Source organism: Streptomyces sp. NPDC051576 (assembly GCF_040681835.1).
Classification (GTDB): Bacteria; Actinomycetota; Actinomycetes; order Streptomycetales; family Streptomycetaceae; genus Streptomyces.
In genome coordinates this window covers 377,839-394,388 of the sequence record NZ_JBFAZO010000001.1, presented here as the reverse complement: position 1 = coordinate 394,388, position 16,550 = coordinate 377,839, and the positions used below count along the sequence as shown (strand labels likewise).

Genomic DNA, 16,550 nt, shown 5'->3' with positions numbered 1-16,550 from the left:
AGTCTCTCAATGCGTGTACTGCTCACCTTGATACGCGAACGGCTCACCTGTGCCGCCCTGGCGTACTGTGCCCGCATGGACGTGGTGAGTGACGCGATCTCCGCCGTGCGGACCGGGCGGCCCTCCTCCAACCGGCTGCTGGTAGGAGGCAGTTGGTGCACACGGCTCGCACCGTACGAGGGCGCGGGGTTCCATGTGGTGCTCGCGGGAAGCTGCTGGCTGGTGCCCGACCGGGGCGGGGAGGCGCTGACGTTGGGCGCGGGGGACGTCGTCCTGCTGCCGCACGGAGCGGGACACGTACTGGCGGACTCGCCCGGCGACACCGCGCGGGCGGTGCCGTTCGAGGAGATGCGGCGGCCGGCCGGCGACGGCGGGCGCGAGGTCGAGCTGCTGTGCGGCAAGTACCGACTGGACAGGAGCCGCACCCACCCGCTGATGGCGGAGCTGCCGGAGGTGGTCCATCTGCCGAACCGGGTCGGCCACCACCCCGAACTGCGGTCCGCCGTGGACCTGTTGGCCCAGGAGCTGGACGAACGGCGGCCGGGGGCCTGCCTGGCGCTGCCGAGCCTGCTCGATCTGCTGCTGATCTACATGGTGCGGGCGTGGATGAGCGAGGCGGAGACGGGCAGTTGGCCGTCGGTCCTGAACGACCCGGTGACGACCGCCGCGCTACGGGCCCTGCACTCCGACCCGGCCGCGCCCTGGACCAACGACCGGCTGGCCGCGGCCGCGGGCGTGTCCCGGGCCACGCTGGCCCGCCGGTTCACCGCGCTGGTGGGGCGGGCGCCGATGGCGTATCTGACGTGGTGGCGGCTGACGTTGGCGGCGACCCGGCTGCGGGACACGGACGCCTCGCTGGCGACGGTGGCCCGGGAGGCGGGGTACGGCAGTCCGTACGCGCTGTCGCACGCGTTCAGCCGGGAGTTCGGGGTGACTCCGGGGAAGTATCGGGGGGCGGTGCGGGAAGACGCCCCCGCCTAGCCGTCGTCCGTTCCTTTTCGCCGCCCGTACCTATTCGCCGTCCGGGTCGTCGTACTCCTCCGCGAGCCGCAGCCCGAGGTCCGACTCCCATTCCAGGGCCCACAGCCGCAGTTCCGCGATCTCCGCCGCGCCGAGCCCATGGGCGGCGAACTCCTCGTCGCTCACCCAGACCACGCTCTCCAGCCGGTCCCGCAGCCCGAAGAGGTCGAAGTCCGTTCCCTCGTCCGCGAGCGCCAACTGCTCCAGCTCGATCACGGAGTAGTGGCGGCCGGCGGCGTACACGTCGATCACATCGCCCGGCAGACCCCGGTCGCCGAGCGCGCGCACGCTCAGGAGCGCGAGGCCGGCGTCCGTAACGTCGCTCACAGCCGGTCGACGTCCAGGTTCGCCATCGCCGCCTTCGCCACCTCGCGGCCGCGGGCCGTGAAGTCTCCATCGCCGGGGTAGGTGATCGTGAGGCGGTACATGTCACCGGCGGTGGTCTTGTAGTAGAAGATCTGCACCTCACAGGGCAGGGGATTCTGGCTGTCGTCGGTCACACAGGTGATCGTGTTCGTGGCGGAGGGCTTGCCCCGGTACGTGCCGGTCGGCTTCGGGGCGGTCTTCGCGCCCTTCGCGATATCGAGGTCGCTGCTGCCGCTCTCCTTGAACTCGCCGTTGTCGTCGTACATCTGGGCGGCGGCCGAGTCCTTGATCTCGCCGAGGGTGTCCTCGGACTTCTTGTCGAGGGCCAGCCCGATCGAGATGCTGCCGCTCGGGTCGGTGTACGTGATCCAGTGGCCCTTGTCGGTCTTGCGGTCGGGCAGCCCGGGCCGGTATTTGGCGGGGACCGCGAGCGTCGCCTCGACGTCCGCCACGTGATGCTTCTTCCAGCCGTCCGGGAGCGTCCCCGACCCGGCGAAGGGGTTGGCCATCACCAGGTACGCCGCCACCGCCGCCGCGACGAGCCCCGCACCGAACCCGATCCACACCTTGCGGCCGGGCCGGCGCGCGCCGCCGGGTCTCTCGACGTAACGCACCTCCTGCGTCGGCACCGGTGCCGGCGGGTTCGCCACCGATTCGAGTACGGCGCGTACCTGGACGGCGTTCGGGCGGTGCGCCGCGTCCTTGGCCAGGAGGCCGGTGATGAGGTCGGCGAGCGGGCCCGGCGCCGAAGCCGGCGGCGCGGGCGTGGCGTTGAGGACCGACTGCAGGGTGGCGGGGGTGTTGCTGCGGCGGAACGGGGAGACGCCCTCCGTCGCCGCGTACAGGACCACGCCGAGGGACCACAGGTCGGAGGCGGGGCCGGGGCGTTGGCCCAACACCCGCTCCGGCGCGATGTATTCGGGCGAGCCGACGAAGCCGCCGGTGTCGGTCAGGTTGGTCTCGCCCTCGATCTGGGCGATGCCGAAGTCGGTCAGCACGACCCGGTCGTAGCGGCCGAGCAGCACGTTGTCCGGCTTGACGTCACGGTGCAGGACGCCCGCCGCGTGCGCGGCTTCGAGAGCGCCGAGCACCTGGAGTCCGATCCGGGCCGCGTCCCGCGCGTCGAGGGTGCCCTCCTGCAACACATCGCCCAGCGAACGGCCGGTCACCAGCTCCATCACGATCCACGGGCGGCCGTCTACGACGGCCACATCGTGCACGTTCACCACGGCCGGGTGGTCGAGCCGGGCCGCCGCGCGGGCCTCGCGGCGCATCCGCTCGAACGCGTTGTCACGTTCGCGTTCGGGAAGGTGGTCCGGCACACGGGGTTCCTTGACGGCGACCTCGCGGTCCACCGTCTCGTCCTTGGCGCGCCACACCGTGCCCATACCGCCGTGCCCGAGCTTGCCGAGCAGGCGGTAGCGCCCGGCGATCAGGCGTCCGGTGCCGGGTTCCGTAGCGGGCCCCGGGATCTGCGGCTGCTGCTGCGGCGGCTGCGGTCGCGATGACTGCGGCGGTTGCGGTCGCGGCGGTTGCAGAACAAAACTCGTCGTGTCGTCGGACTGGCCGCCCTGTCCCCCATTGCTGCTCATGGGTCCATCCATATCGCGACGACCACTCCCGCATCCACCTTTACATCGGTTATTGGGTCGGTCCGAAGGTGTCCAGCGCGACGTCGAAGTACTCCTTCGCCTCCCGCACCTTCCCGACCGGCGCCGACACCCACACGTCGTACATCCGCCCGTCCTGCTCCCAGCACATGTCGTACGTGTGCCGGGGTCCCTCCGCCGCGCTGAAGCCGTTCCAGGTGAACTCCCAGAGCGCGGCGGGGTGTCCGTAGTGGGTGGTGTCGGTGACCTTGCCGTCGTGGTAACCGGGGTTCGTGGCCGCGCCCTTGGCCGCCGCGCTCTTCATCACCGCGAGCGGGCCGCCCGTCTCGGGGTCGGACATCTTGATGCCGAGGCGGAAGGTCTGCCCCGGTGACATGTAGAAGATGCGCTCGCCCTGCGGTACGCGCACGAAGTCCTCCGGTACGGCGAGCGAGAAGCCGTCGGGGTCGCGGGCGACACGGTAACCGGAGGGCGCGGAGGGGGTGTTGGCGGTCGCCGAAGGCGTAGGGGTGGATGACGGTGTGTCTGCGCTCGTCGAGGTCAACGGCGCCGAACTCACCGGCGAGGCGCCCCCCGTGCCCCCGTCCCCATCCCCCCGCATCAACAGCGCCGCCGCCGACACCCCCGCCCCCGCCATCGCCGCGACCAGCAACGCGGCCACGAGCACACCGCGCGTGGACCGCCGGGGGGACTGCTGCTCCGCCGTAGGGGAAGGCGAGGGGGTCGGTGGTGACGTCAACTTCGGCCGGGGGACGTCCTGTTGGGTCGGCGTGTAGCCGGGCGCCGGCCGCCCCTCATGGCCGGACTCCGCGCTCGGTGTGCGCCCGGTGTCCAGGAAGGCGCGCAGCATCCGCTCCGCCTCCGCCGCCTCCAGCCGCCGTTCCGGATCGCGTTCGAGCAGTCCTCGTACGACGGGAAGCAGTGGCCGGGCCTGCTCGGGCGGGCGGATCTCGTCGAAGACGACCGCGTGCAGGATGCCGCCCAACGAGTCGCGGCGGAACGGCGATTCACCGCTCAGCACCGTGCACAGCAGCGCGCCCAGAGACCACAGGTCGGAGGCCGGGCCGGTCCGCGCGCCCGACATCCGCTCCGGCGCGGTGTACTCGGGCGAGCCGACGAACGCCCCGTTCTCGGTGAGTGTGGTGGCGCCCGCGACCTGCGCGATACCGAAGTCGGTGAGGACCACGCGCTCTCCGGCCGCCTCCAGCAGGACGTTGGCGGGCTTGATGTCACGGTGCAGGACGCCCGCCGCGTGCGCCGTACGCAGCGCGCCGAGCAGGGCGACCCCGATCCGGGCCGCCTCGGTGGCGTCGACCGGGCCACGGCCGGCGATCCGGTCGGCGAGGGAGCCGCCGTCGAGCAACTCCATGACGATGTACGGCTGTTCGTCCTGTTCGACGACGTCGTGCACGACGATGATGTGCGGGTGCGTCAACTGCGCGACCGCCCGCGCCTCGCGCAGGGTGCGGTCCCGCTGCCGGCGGGCCTCCTCCTCGGAGAGGGAGTCGTCCTGGGCGATCTCCTTCACGGCCACCTGCCGCCCGAGGAGTTGATCGGTCGCCCGCCACACGATGCCCATGCCACCGCGCCCGAGCCGCTTCTCCAGCCGGTAACGCCCGGCGATCACCCGGACGTTGTCCCCCTCGGTCCCCATGCGCACCATCATGACGCACCCGGAAGCGGTCAGCCCGAGTCCGGACTCCAGCTCTGCAGGACCGACTTGAACTGTTTGCTCGTCGTCGCCCAGTCCGCGGCCGGACTGGACATGTAGATCGCGTACTCGATCCCGTCACGGGACATGTACGTCTCCTCGATGGCCCGGCGCGGCCCCGGGTAGGGCGTGTCCTTCGCCTGCGCGGTCCAGGTGTAGTCCCACAGGGAGCCCGGACGGTCGCGGTAGGTGTTCGTCTCCAGGGTCACCCGGTTGTAGGCGACGAGGCGTTGGAGCTGCACTTCGAGGTCGAGCTGGTGGGCGTTCGCGGTGGGGAAGTCCGGGGAGGTGTCGATGGCTATCCGGATGAAGTGCTTCTCGTTGTCCGGCGAGTAGTCGACCTGCTTGATGCCGTCGGAGTCGCCGTAGACCTTCCGCACCCAGCCCTTGGGGAGCGATACGTCGAAGCCCCACGGGTCGTGGTAGACCCGCCAGTTGGCGGGATCCGAGTCCTGTGGTGTGGCGGCGTTCGAAGTGGGGGTCGGCGAGGAGGACGCGGACGAGGCGCTGCCCTGGCCCTGAACCTGGTCCCGGTCCTGGTTCCACTTCTGCAGCCCCAGCGCCGTACCGCCGCCGACCAGCGCCGCGAGGACGACCACCAGGACGACCGAACGGAACCGGCGGCGCTTCGGCGGAGCCGGCGCGAGGGCCGAGAGGGAGACGGGCGGTGTGTTCTGGTACGTGGACCCCGTCGCCGACGGGTACGGCGTCGCACCCGTGCCGGGTGTGTCCTGGGTGAACCCGCCCTGGCGCGAACCCACTTGCTGGGTCGGCAGCCACTCCTCCGCCGACCGCGGACGCCGCCCCTCGGCCGCCTGCGCGAGCATGTGCTCGGCCTGGTCCACGTCCGGCCGCAGGGCCGGGTCCTTGTTCAGCAGCGCGGAGATGACGGGCGCGAGCGCACCGGCGTACCGAGGTTCGCCGGCGTCCTCCTCGACCACGGCCTGCATGGTGGACAGCGGCGAGGTGCGGCGGAACGGCGAGCGGCCCTCGACGGCCGTGAAGAGCGTGGCGCCCAGCGCCCACAGGTCCGAGGACGGACCCGGGTCGGCGCCTCGGACGCGCTCGGGAGCGAGGTAGTCGACGGAGCCGACGACCTCTCCGGTGCGCGTGATGGTCGAGTCGCCCTCGATCTGCGCGATGCCGAAGTCGGTGAGCAGCACCCGCCCGTCCTGCCCGAGCAGTACGTTGCCGGGCTTGACGTCACGGTGCAGGACGCCGGCGGCGTGCGCGGCGCGCAGCGCACGCAGCACCCACAGGCCGATGCGGGCGGCCTCGGCCGGCTCGACGCGGCCACGCTCCTTGACCTCGTCGGCCAGCGAGTTGCCCTCGACCAGCTCCATGACGATCCATGGGCGGCCGTCGTGTTCGAGTACGTCGTGGACGGTGACGACGGCGGAGTGGTTGATCCGCGCGGCGGCGCGCGCCTCGGCGCGGGTGCGCGCCAGGAGTCTCGGCTGGTCGCTCTCGGACACGTAGAGCGCGGCGGTCAACTCCTTGATGGCGACGACCCGGTGGAGCACCTCGTCGTGCGCACGCCACACTCGGCCCATGCCGCCGCTGCCGATCGATTCGGCCAGCCGATAGCGCCCCGCCAGGAGCAGGCCCTGCATCTGATTCACGTTTCCCCGCAATGCTCTTGACAGGCTCAGCGTAAGGAACGGGCCTCCGGCAGGGAACCATCGGGGTACCACGGAGACAGCACTGTGACTGTTGTCGCTTTTACGGCCAAACATGAACCGCCGGACTCCGGCGCGCCGCCTGTACGGGTCACCCGGTGTACTGATAGGTCGACGACGCCTGCTCGTACAGCCGTGTCACCTCGTCCCGTTGGGCCTCCGGGCCGCGTACCTGCACGATGTGGTACCGGCCGTCGATGAGGAACGCCATGTTGCGTACGAACAGGTCACCGCCCGAGCTGTCCGTCCAGGTGAACTGCCCCTCGGCCATGGTCTTTCCGCCGACCGTGATGGTCCGCAGCCCGGTGGCCGTGGCCCAACTGGAGGCGCGGTAGGGCGCCAACTCGCGCTCCTTGTCCCGCTGGTACACCATCGGATCGCTGCCATTGGTCGAGGCGCTGTCCCGCCCCGGCACGACGATCAGCTCGAAACCGCCGTGCGAGTAGACGACTTGGCCGCTGCCGTTCTTCGGCGTACGGGTCCAGCCCTTGGCCACGGCGATCCGGAACCCTTCGGGGTCCTTGCGCAGCACGAAGCCGTCGGCGACGTCCGAGCCGGTCGAGCCGGTCTGCGTAGCGGTCGAACCAGCGGGCTTGGAAGGGGTGTTGGAGGCGGCGGGCGAGGTCTGGTCGGGCTGCGGCTGACTGCTCGCCTCGGCCGAGGACTGGCTGGGCGCGGGACTGACGTCCCCCGCGGCCCCCGTCCGGTCCCCCTGCCCCGCGCCGGTGTCCTGACCGGACTTGGGCAGGAAGAGCATCGCGTACGCGACCGCCCCGGCCAGCAGGAGCAGGATGAGGATCAGCAGGGTCCGGCCCAGTCGGCGCGGGGACCCGGTGACCTCCTGCTTGGCCCGCTTGTGCCGCCCGTGCGGACTGGTCGCGGGCAGCCCGGCCCGCCGCCTGCGCACCAGCTCGCCGCGCCGCCGGACGATCGGCAGCCGCCTCGGGTCGGTCGGCGGGGTGGCGACGACATGGGCACCGGCCTCGGGCTCGGGCGCCGAGCGCACCAACGAGCGCAGCCAGCCCCGCAGTTCCTCGAAGTTGAGCCGCTCGGTCGGGTCCTGCCGCAACAGCGACTCCACGACCGGCCGCAGCGGCCCGCACTCCTCCGCGAAGGCGGGCGGCTCCGCGCACACGAGCTGCACCAGCTCGGCGGTCGACTCCTCGGGATAGGGCGCGTGCCCCTGTACGGCCCGGAAGAGCAGCGCGCCGAGCGCCCACAGGTCGGTGGCCGGCCCGATCGGCGCGGCCAACTGCCAGTTCTCGTGCACCGGTACGGCCTGCTCGGGCGACCAGCGCTCGGTGACGGGCCCCACTACCGTCATCCGCACCTGGCGCGCCCGCTCGGCGGCCAACGCGGTGGCGGGCCCACGGCGCACAGGAGCACCGGCGGCGGCCAGCTCGTCCCAACGGGCGGGCGGATGCGGAGAGTTACCGGCAACCGGGGTGGGCGGCACCGGCCCGTCGAGGCGAGGGGTGACGACGGGCGGCACGACCGGCTGACCCGCGGTCGTGAACGCGCCGTAGGCCGGGGCACCCGGGCCGGCCTGCGACGGTACGGCGCCGCCGCCCGCCGGCTGAGGAGCCGTCCGGTCGCCCTGCGCCGCCGGAATCGCGCCAGGGACACCGGGGCGCGGCGCCGCCCCGTGCCAGGCGGCGGTGTTGCGGACGCCGTAGGGGTCGGCGATCTGCCCCGGAGGCGTACTGCTGGAGGTGTGCTCCACACCGTTGCCCGCGTACGGCAGCTCGGCCGTGCCGTGCTCGCCCTCGGCGGCGGGCCGGGCACCGGGCAGCGCCGGACGCCCCGTCTGCTGGGCCTCCTGCACTCGGGCGGCGGCTCGCGCACCCGCCCGGTACGCGGCGATCGCACCGGCCCGCGCGGCCCGGATGTCACCGCCGCCGTCCGGCTCCCTGCGGGCCAGCGCGGCGGAGGCCCCGCCCCCGCCCGCGTTCTCCACACCGACCCCGGGCAGCCCTCCGGCGGCCCGCGCCTCGATCGCGGCCCGCCGAGCGGCCTCGGGGTCCGCCCCGGTCGGGCCTACGGCAGCGGCGGCCGCACCGGCACCGGGTCCGCCCCGCGCACCGCCGAACCCGATCGCCCCGCCACCGGCTCCACCGCCACGGGAATCACCGGGGACGGCGGGAACCGTGGAACCGCCGGGGGCGATGGAACCGCCCGGAGCCGGAGAGACCGCGGGGACGGCGGCCCCGTCCTCGCCGTCCTGGGCCGGCACCGGGTCGTAGCCGCACAGTGCCTCCTCGGCCGCGCCCACCGCGAGCCCGGTCAGCATCACCCGGCCGTCGTCGCAGACCAGTACCGTGCGCGCGGTGATGTTCCGGTGCACCCAGCCGTGCGCGTGCAGCACCCGCAGCGCCGTCAGCACATCGGCGGCGACCTCGGCCGCCCGGTACGGCGACAACGGCTTCTCGGCGAGCAGCGCGGACAACGGCTGGGCGGACACCAGTTCGCTCACTATCCACAGCGAACCGCCCTCGGCGAACACGTCGAAGACCTGGTCCAGCCGGGGATGGTCGGGGATCCGCGCCGCGGCCTGCGCGGCCTCGACCGCACGCCGTACCGCCGGATCGCTCGGCCGCCGGGTCGCCGTCCGCGCGGCGGCCGGCCGCCGCGCCCCGCGGTCGCGCGCCGTGAACCCGTCGGGCAGTCCGTCCTCGCCGAGCACCTCCGCCTCGACGACCTCCGGCAACGGCACCTGGCGTACCAGGACTTCCTGTCCGCTGTAGGTGTCGAAGGCCCGGGTCTCGGTGAGTTCGTACTCGTCGGACGGCGGCAGCGGCAGGCGGTAGCGGTCGGCGAGTACCCGACCCGCATAGTCGTCCACGTTGCCTCCCCCGGCCGCCCGGTTGGTCAATTCCGTTCGCCTTGCGGCCCGTTCCGCCCACATACCTGGATGCGTACGGTCCGCGACCATTCACGATACGTGCCGGAGGCAACCCGCAAAGAGGGGTTGACGGATCTGGCACGTCAAACCCGAACCCGCTCGCCCTACGACTTCGGTTCGAACGTCTTTGTCAGTGTCGCCCAGGTGTCCTTGCGCAGTTCGGTGCCCCAATTGGCAGCTTTCGCGGTGTACATGAGCGCATATCCGAGATGACTGTTGACGACGAACCCGCGGTCGATCGTGCGGTACTTCGTCCCGCCGTCCTCATAGGTGAACTCCCAGTCGGCCGCGTTCCAGCCCCGGTAGTCCACCCCCGCTATTCGGATCCGCGTGTACCCGGAGCGCGTCATGTACTGCTCCTGGTTCTTCCAGTCCGCCACCGGATCACCCTTCGGCGTACTGGTCCAGGCGATCAGCAGCTTCTGCCCGTCGGGGCCGGCCAGCCGGACTCCCGCGGAGTCCGTCGACTGGTACGACCATCCGGCGGGCAGGCCTATGGAGAACCCCTGACTCCCCTGGTACGTCTTCACGACCGCGGCACCGTCCGAGGAACCGTCCGTCTCGTCACCGCTCCCGCCGGACGCGTTCGTCCCGGACGACGAGGTGTTGCCCGAAGCCGAAGCCGACGCCGACGCCTTCGTCGAGGAGTCGGCCTGCGCACCGCCGGTACTCGCCGTGTCGCCGTCGTCCTTCTTGGTGTCGGTCCCGGCACTCGCGCTCGCGCTGGCACTGGCGACCGCCTTGCCGCCACTGTCCTTCTTCGACCCCTTCGAGCCGCTGTCGTCGTCGCCGAGCGTGAACGCCAGCACGACACCGAGCACCGCGAGCACGACGACGACCGCGATGATCACCAGCGTCCGCTTCGGCACCACGTCGGTGAGCGGCGCCCTCGGCACGGGCCGCGGCGGCAGATCCGGCGGCGTCATCACGGGCCACCCGGAACTCCGCCCACCGGCGGCCGATTTGGCCTCCCGCGCACCCACCTCGTGCGTCGCACCCAGGTCCTTGGTCCCCGAGTCCTTGCTCCCCGAATCCCGCACACCCAGATCGCGCGTACCCGCGTCCGCCGCACCGGCCTTCGCCCCCGAGGCGGCCGGCGTCCCGGCCCGGGTCGCCGCACCGGCAGCCGCACCCGACCTGGCCGAAGGCACCCCCGGCGTCCGAGGCTCGGCAACAGGCGCGGAACCCGCCGCGCCCTTCTTGCTGCCGGAGCCACCGGCCCCGGCAGCGCCCGCGCCCGTGCCACCAGGCTTGGCGGGAGCGGAAGTTGAGGCCGCCGCACCGGACCCGGAGGCTGCCCCGGAAACCGAACCCGAATCCGCAGCCGTTCCCGCGGCCGCCGAAGCGGCCGCACCGGCCGCCCCCGCACTGCCCGCGGCCTTCCGCATGGACCGCAGCGCCCCGCGCAACCGCTCGGCTCCCGCCGAACTCCCCGCGCTCGCGCCACCACTTCCACTGCCGCTCTTCTTGCCGCCGCCCCCGCCGGAACCCGGCTGCGCGGGCAACGGCACAACCCGGGTCGCGTCCGCCGGCGGCTCCGGCTCGGCCGCCTTCGGCTCGGGCGCGTGGATCACCGCGTTGAGCATCGCCCGGGCACCCGCGTCGTCGAGCCGCTGGGCGGGGTCCTTGTTCAGCAGGCCGTAGATGACGTCCTTCAACGGCCCGGCGTTCTTCGGCTCCTCCAACGGCTCGGTCATCACCGCGGTGAGCGTGGCGATCGCGGAACCCTTGTCGTACGGCGGCGCTCCCTCGACCGCCGCGTACAACAACCCGCCGAGCGACCACAGGTCGGCCGCCGGACCCGGCTTGTGCCCGCGGGCCCGCTCCGGGGAGATGTACGAGGGCGCGCCGACGAGCATGCCGGTGGAGGTGATCGACGGGTCGCCCTCGACCTGCGCGATACCGAAGTCGGTGAGCACGACCCGGCCGTCCTCGGCGATCAGCACGTTCGACGGCTTCACGTCGCGGTGCAGGATGCCCTCGCGGTGCGCGGACCGCAGGACGTCGAGGATCGCGAGCCCGACCTCGGCCGCGCGCCGGGGTTCGAGCAGACCGTCCTCCCGGATGGCCTCGGCGAGCGACTTGCCCTCGACCAACTCCATGACGATCCACGGCCGGTCGTCCTCGTCGACGACGTCGTAGACCGTGACCGCGCTGGTGTTACGGATCCGCGCGATGGCCTTGGCCTCGCGCAGGGTCCGGGTGATCAGCCGCCGTTTCTCGTCGTCGTCGATGCTGGACGGGAACCGCAGTTCCTTGACGGCGACCGTCCGGCCCAGGGTTTCGTCCTCGGCACGCCACACCGTGCCCATGCCGCCGCGGCCGAGCACTTCTCCCAACCGGTACCGCCCGGCGAGAAGACGCTCGTTCTTGTCCTGACGAGTGTCCTGACGGGATGTCCCCGCCCGCTCCGCCTCCGACATGCGTCCCCTCATGCAACCCGCCCTGACAGAGCCTCCATTGTCCCCCACCGAACAAGTGCCCAACGCCCAGGGGGCCTCTCCCCGGGCACCGAGGTCACATCCCCTCGTATATCCGCCGCAGGTCACACAGCCAACTCCGGCAGGATGATCCGCGAGAACGGAGGACCGCGATGCCCACTCCTCGGACACTCCTGGCGATTCCGGTGTCCCTGGCCCTCCTCTGCCTGTCGCCGACCGCCTCCCACGCCCGCCCGGCGCGAGCCACGAACGCCCTGGTCACGCTGCTGGTCACCCGGGGCAGAGCCCCCGGAGCGGCACTACTGGCCCGCGACGGGACGGGCCCCGGCACCGCGCGGGCCTGGACGGACCGTGCACCGGACCGGACGGACTACGCACAGGCCGGGACGGGCATCGGCCGGGCCGACCACTTCCGCGCCGGCAGCATCACGAAGACCTTCATCGCGACGGTGATCCTCCAACTGGCCGCCGAACACCGGCTGTCCCTGTCCGACACGGTGGAACAGCACCTGCCGGGCCTGGTGCGCGGAGCGGGCAACGACGGGCGCGCGCTGACCCTCCGCTCCCTGCTCACCCACACCAGCGGCCTGTACGACTTCACCGCGGTCACCCGGGGCACGATCCCCGTCTCTCCCCTTCAAGCCGTCCGTATCGCCCTCACCCACCCTCCGGCCGATCGCGGCCGCTTCTCCTACTCGAACACCAACTACGTCCTGCTCGGCCTGGTCATCCGGCAGGTCACCGGCCACTCGTACGCCACCGAGGCCGAGCGCCGCATCCTCGCTCCGCTGCGTCTGACGGGCACCTCCTTCCCGGGCTCCCGCACCACACTTCCCGCACCGCACGGCCGCGCCTACGCCGCCGACGGCTCCGACGTCACCGATCTCGACCCGCGGGTGGCCGGGGCCGCGGGCGAGTTGGTGACCACGCTCGCCGATCTGGACCGCTTCTACTCGGCCCTGCTCAGCGGTGAACTCCTGCCCCCGCGCTGGCTGCGCGAGATGCTCGACACCCGGACCGCACACGGCTCGTACGGCATGGGTCTGTTTCCGGTGAAGCTCCCGTGCGGCACCACGGTGTGGGGGCACAACGGCCGGATCTCCGGCAGCTACGTGCGCACCGCGGCCACCGTCGACGGTCGTCATGTCCTCACCTTCCGGGTGAACACGAGCGAGCTGGCAGACCCCGGTCTCGAACCCGCGCTGCTCTCCGCCGAGTTCTGCCCCCGCACCTCGTAGAACGGCCGGGTTCCGGACAAAGATCCCAGCTCACGACACTCGTTCGAGTGAAGCCGACCGGGATGCGCGGCGGAACCCGGGGCGGAACCCGGGGCGGCTTACAGCGGCGCGATGTCCGGCGCCCCCAACCGCGCCGCGTCCGCCGTCAGGTCGTCGGGCTGGAGCTGCGACTCCCGCTCGGCCTCCACGCGCTTCTCGTAGTGCTCGACCTCGCGCTCGATCTGGTCCTTGTCCCAGCCGAGTACCGGCGCCATCAACTCGGCGGCCTCACGGGCGCTGCGCGTGCCCCGGTCGAAGGTCTCGATCGAGATGCGGGTGCGGCGGGTCAGCACGTCGTCCAGGTGCCGTGCGCCCTCGTGCGAGGCGGCGTAGACGATCTCGGCGCGCAGATAGTCGTCGGCGGCCTGGAGAGGTTCGCCCAGCGTCGGGTCCTTGGCGATGAGGTCGAGTACCTCCTCCGCCATCGACCCGAAGCGGTTCAACAGGTGCTCCACGCGCACCACATGAATGCCGGTCCGGGCGGCGATCCGCGCTCGCGCGTTCCACAGCGCCCGGTAGCCCTCCGCGCCGAGCAGCGGGACGTCCTCGGTCACGCACTCGGCGACCCGCATGTCGAGCCCGTGCACCGCCTCGTCCACGGCGTCCTTGGCCATCACCCGGTACGTCGTGTACTTGCCGCCCGCCACGACGACGAGCCCCGGCACCGGATGCGCGACGGTGTGCTCGCGGGACAGCTTGCTGGTGGCGTCCGACTCACCGGCCAGCAGCGGGCGCAGCCCCGCGTACACGCCCTGCACGTCGTCCCTGGTCAACGGCACCGCGAGCACCGAGTTCACATGCTCCAGCAGATAGTCGATGTCGGCGCTGGACGCGGCCGGGTGAGCCTTGTCGAGGTCCCAGTCGGTGTCGGTGGTGCCGACGATCCAGTGCCGGCCCCAGGGGATGACGAACAGCACGGACTTCTCGGTGCGCAGGATCAGCCCGCTGGAGGAGTTGATGCGGTCCTTGGGGACGACCAGGTGGATGCCCTTGGAGGCCCTGACGTGGAACTGTCCGCGCTCCCCGACCAAAGCCTGGGTGTCGTCGGTCCACACACCCGTGGCGTTCACGATCTGCTTGGCGCGGACCTCGTACTCGCCGCCCGCCGCGACGTCCTCCACCCGGGCGCCGACCACCCGCTCGCCCTCGCGCAGGAAGCCGGTCACGCGCGCGCGGTTGGCGACTTTCGCGCCGTACGACGACGCCGTGCGCACCAGGGTCGCCACATAACGGGCGTCGTCCATCTGGGCGTCGTAGTACTGCAACGCCCCGACCAGGGCGTCCTTCTTCAACGCGGGTGCCACGCGCAGGGCGTGACGGCGGCTCAGGTGACGGTGGGTGGGCAGGCCCCGGCCATGGGCGCGGGCCATGGACATCGCGTCGTAGAGCGCGACGCCCGAGCCGGCGTACAGGCGCTCCCAGCCCTTGTGCTGGAGCGGGTACAGGAACGCCACCGGCTTCACCAGGTGCGGGGCGAGCCGCTCCAGGAGCAGGCCGCGCTCCTTGAGGGCCTCGCGGACGAGGGCGAAGTCGAGCATCTCCAGATAGCGCAGGCCGCCATGGATGAGCTTGCTCGACCTGCTCGATGTGCCGGACGCCCAGTCGCGTGCCTCGACCAGTCCCGTGGACAGGCCGCGTGTCACGGCGTCCAGGGCGGTGCCCGCGCCGACCACGCCACCGCCCACGACGAGCACGTCCAGCTCGCGCTCGGCCATTCCCGCCAGTGCCTCGGCTCGCTGCGCCGGACCCAGTGTCGCTGTCCTCACCGCTGCCTCCCGCTATCGGTAGCGCCGGCCGCACCCGTTCGGCGAAGCCCGGTTCGATTCCCTCCTGCCCAAATTCTGACCGGGTTGCCCGACTTCAGCCACCACTCGCCCCCAGCCTGTGGACAACAATCACAGGACTGCCGAAAAACGCAGCCGTCCAATCCCGCATAACGGTCATATTTACTCCTAGTCTGACATTGCGCTCGCTCGTTCTGTCCACAGGGCTTGCGCACCTGTCCCGCTTCGGTTACTGGGAAGGACGGCCCACGCCATGCCCGCAGATCTCGCCGTCATCGGACTCGGTCCTCTCGGCCTGCCCCTGGCCCAGGCCGCTGTCGCCGCCGGCATCGCCACGGCCGGCTTCAAGACCGGCCCTGAGGCCGGCTCCCTCAGCCCCGCCGAACTGCGCCGGATGCTCTCGGGGGGTTTCCGGCCGGCCACGAACCCCGCCGAGCTGGGCCGCGTACGCACCGCCGTGATCTGCGCGCCGACGCCCAGGGACGCGGACGGCGGCCTCGACCTCAGCCAGGTGGAGACAGCCGCCCGCACCCTCGCGACGCACCTGCGCCCGCACACCACGGTGATCCTGGAGTCACCGGTGCACCCCGGCACCACGGAGGACTTCCTCCGCCCGCTCCTCGAAGAGGGATCGGGCCTCCGCGCGGGCCGCGATTTCCACCTCGCCTACTCCCCCAGCCGAGTCGACCCCGGCAACCGCGACTTCACCCCGGCCAGCACCCCGAAGGTGATCGGCGGCCTGACCCCGGCCTGCACCGAGTCCGCCGCCGCCTTCTACGGCCGTCTCACCGACAAGGTGGTACGCGCGCGTGGCCTGCGCGAAGCGGAGACCGTGCAGCTCCTGGAGACCAACTTCCGGCACGTCAACATCGCCCTCGTCAACGAAATGGCCGTCCTGTGCCACGACTTGGGCGTCGACCTCTGGGACGTCATCCGCTGCGCGGAGACCAAGCCGTTCGGCTTCCAGGCCTTCCGCCCCGGCCCCGGCGTCGGCGGCCACGCCGTCCCCCAGGACCTGTCGGCCCACGGCGGCCGCCCGCTCCGCATGGTCGAACTCGCCCAGCAGGTCAACAACCAGATGCCCCGCTACGTCATCCAGCGCGCCGCCACGCTCCTCAACGAACACGGCAAGTCCGCCCGCGGGGCCCGCGTCCTCCTCCTCGGCGTCACCTACAAGGCCGACCTCGCCGACCAACAGGCCACCCCCGCCCAGGAGATCGCGATCCGCCTGATGGAACTCGGCGCCTCCGTCAGCTACCACGACCCCCACATCCCGTCCTGGAGCGTCCTCGACCGCCCGGTCCCCCGCGCGGACTCCCTCTACGAGGCGGCGGCCGACGCCGACCTGACGATCCTGCTCCAGCAGCACCGGACGTACGACCTCCAGGGCCTGTCGGTGAAGGCACAGTTGCTGCTGGACACGCGGGGGGCTACGCCTACGGGGGCGGCGCACCGGTTGTGAAAGGGGGCGCGCGGGGTGGGTGAGCCTCGGGAGCTGGTGGCGTGGGGCATTCCGCGCCGGTACCTTTGGAACAGGTGGGACCCACCGCAGGGGTCACTGCGGCGGGCTCGTGGATGGACGATGGACTGCCTGCCCCTGGTTGGTGCAGGGACGACCGCTCACCTTCCCGCCAACAAGGTGGAGCCCGCCACAGTGGTCGCTGCAGCGGGCTCCGAGCTGGTTCACGGGTGTCCGCCCCTAATCCTTCTGGGGGCGGCCGCTCACCAGCTGTTGATCCACAAGATGCACCTCCTCCGGA

Annotated in this window: 10 protein-coding genes; 3 read left to right on the top strand and 7 right to left on the bottom strand. The window is 71.9% G+C overall.

Annotated features, from left to right (window positions below):
* Positions 1–75: 75 nt before the first annotated feature.
* The gene (locus AB0M63_RS01960) at positions 76–981 is read left to right on the top strand and encodes an AraC family transcriptional regulator (protein ID WP_366018034.1); all 906 of its coding nucleotides are present in this window, start codon (positions 76–78) and stop codon (positions 979–981) included.
* A gap of 30 nt (positions 982–1,011) precedes the next feature.
* On the opposite strand, the gene AB0M63_RS01955 is transcribed toward AB0M63_RS01960, so the two are convergent.
* The 6 genes from AB0M63_RS01955 to AB0M63_RS01930 form a co-directional block, all read right to left on the bottom strand.
* Positions 1,012–1,347 (bottom strand): hypothetical protein, encoded by a 336-nt coding sequence (locus tag AB0M63_RS01955; RefSeq protein WP_366018032.1) that lies wholly within the window; start codon positions 1,345–1,347, stop codon positions 1,012–1,014.
* Entirely contained in the window at positions 1,344–2,978 is a 1,635-nt protein-coding gene (locus AB0M63_RS01950) for a serine/threonine-protein kinase (RefSeq protein WP_366018031.1), read from the bottom strand. Before AB0M63_RS01950 ends, AB0M63_RS01955 begins: the two co-directional genes overlap by 4 nt.
* A 49-nt stretch (positions 2,979–3,027) precedes the next feature.
* A complete protein-coding gene (locus AB0M63_RS01945; protein WP_366018030.1) occupies positions 3,028–4,650 on the bottom strand; it encodes a serine/threonine-protein kinase in 1,623 nt (540 codons plus the stop codon).
* Positions 4,651–4,679: 29 nt separating this feature from the next.
* Entirely contained in the window at positions 4,680–6,320 is a 1,641-nt protein-coding gene (locus AB0M63_RS01940) for a serine/threonine-protein kinase (RefSeq protein WP_366018514.1), read from the bottom strand.
* A 157-nt stretch (positions 6,321–6,477) separates the two neighbouring features.
* A complete protein-coding gene (locus AB0M63_RS01935) occupies positions 6,478–9,228 on the bottom strand; it encodes a protein kinase (RefSeq protein ID WP_366018029.1) in 2,751 nt (916 codons plus the stop codon).
* Positions 9,229–9,392: 164 nt separating this feature from the next.
* Complete coding sequence (locus AB0M63_RS01930) at positions 9,393–11,711, bottom strand: serine/threonine-protein kinase (RefSeq protein ID WP_366018513.1); 2,319 nt, start codon at positions 11,709–11,711, stop codon at positions 9,393–9,395.
* A gap of 170 nt (positions 11,712–11,881) precedes the next feature.
* Here AB0M63_RS01930 and AB0M63_RS01925 point away from each other — a divergent pair, with 170 nt between their 5' ends.
* Positions 11,882–12,967 (top strand): serine hydrolase domain-containing protein, encoded by a 1,086-nt coding sequence (locus tag AB0M63_RS01925; RefSeq protein ID WP_366018028.1) that lies wholly within the window; start codon positions 11,882–11,884, stop codon positions 12,965–12,967.
* A gap of 98 nt (positions 12,968–13,065) precedes the next feature.
* Here AB0M63_RS01925 and AB0M63_RS01920 read toward each other — a convergent pair whose 3' ends face one another.
* Positions 13,066–14,772 carry a glycerol-3-phosphate dehydrogenase/oxidase gene (locus tag AB0M63_RS01920; RefSeq protein WP_355923074.1) on the bottom strand — a complete coding sequence of 569 codons (1,707 nt, stop codon included), beginning with the start codon at positions 14,770–14,772 and terminating at the stop codon, positions 13,066–13,068.
* 271 nt (positions 14,773–15,043) lie between these two features.
* On the opposite strand from AB0M63_RS01920, the gene AB0M63_RS01915 reads away from it, so the two are divergent.
* Complete coding sequence (locus AB0M63_RS01915) at positions 15,044–16,252, top strand: nucleotide sugar dehydrogenase (protein WP_366018027.1); 1,209 nt, start codon at positions 15,044–15,046, stop codon at positions 16,250–16,252.
* The last annotated feature ends 298 nt before the right edge of the window (positions 16,253–16,550 follow it).

What these genes read in the sequence shown, in the direction of transcription:
- AB0M63_RS01960 (WP_366018034.1), top strand. Translation starts at nt 76, where the DNA reads ATGGACGTGGTGAGTGACGCGATCTCCGCCGTGCGGACCGGGCGGCCC.
- AB0M63_RS01925 (WP_366018028.1), top strand. Translation starts at nt 11,882, where the DNA reads ATGCCCACTCCTCGGACACTCCTGGCGATTCCGGTGTCCCTGGCCCTC.
- AB0M63_RS01945 (WP_366018030.1), bottom strand. Translation starts at nt 4,650, where the DNA reads ATGGGGACCGAGGGGGACAACGTCCGGGTGATCGCCGGGCGTTACCGG.
- AB0M63_RS01930 (WP_366018513.1), bottom strand. Translation starts at nt 11,711, where the DNA reads ATGTCGGAGGCGGAGCGGGCGGGGACATCCCGTCAGGACACTCGTCAG.
- AB0M63_RS01950 (WP_366018031.1), bottom strand. Translation starts at nt 2,978, where the DNA reads ATGAGCAGCAATGGGGGACAGGGCGGCCAGTCCGACGACACGACGAGT.
- AB0M63_RS01915 (WP_366018027.1), top strand. Translation starts at nt 15,044, where the DNA reads ATGCCCGCAGATCTCGCCGTCATCGGACTCGGTCCTCTCGGCCTGCCC.
- AB0M63_RS01940 (WP_366018514.1), bottom strand. Translation starts at nt 6,320, where the DNA reads ATGCAGGGCCTGCTCCTGGCGGGGCGCTATCGGCTGGCCGAATCGATC.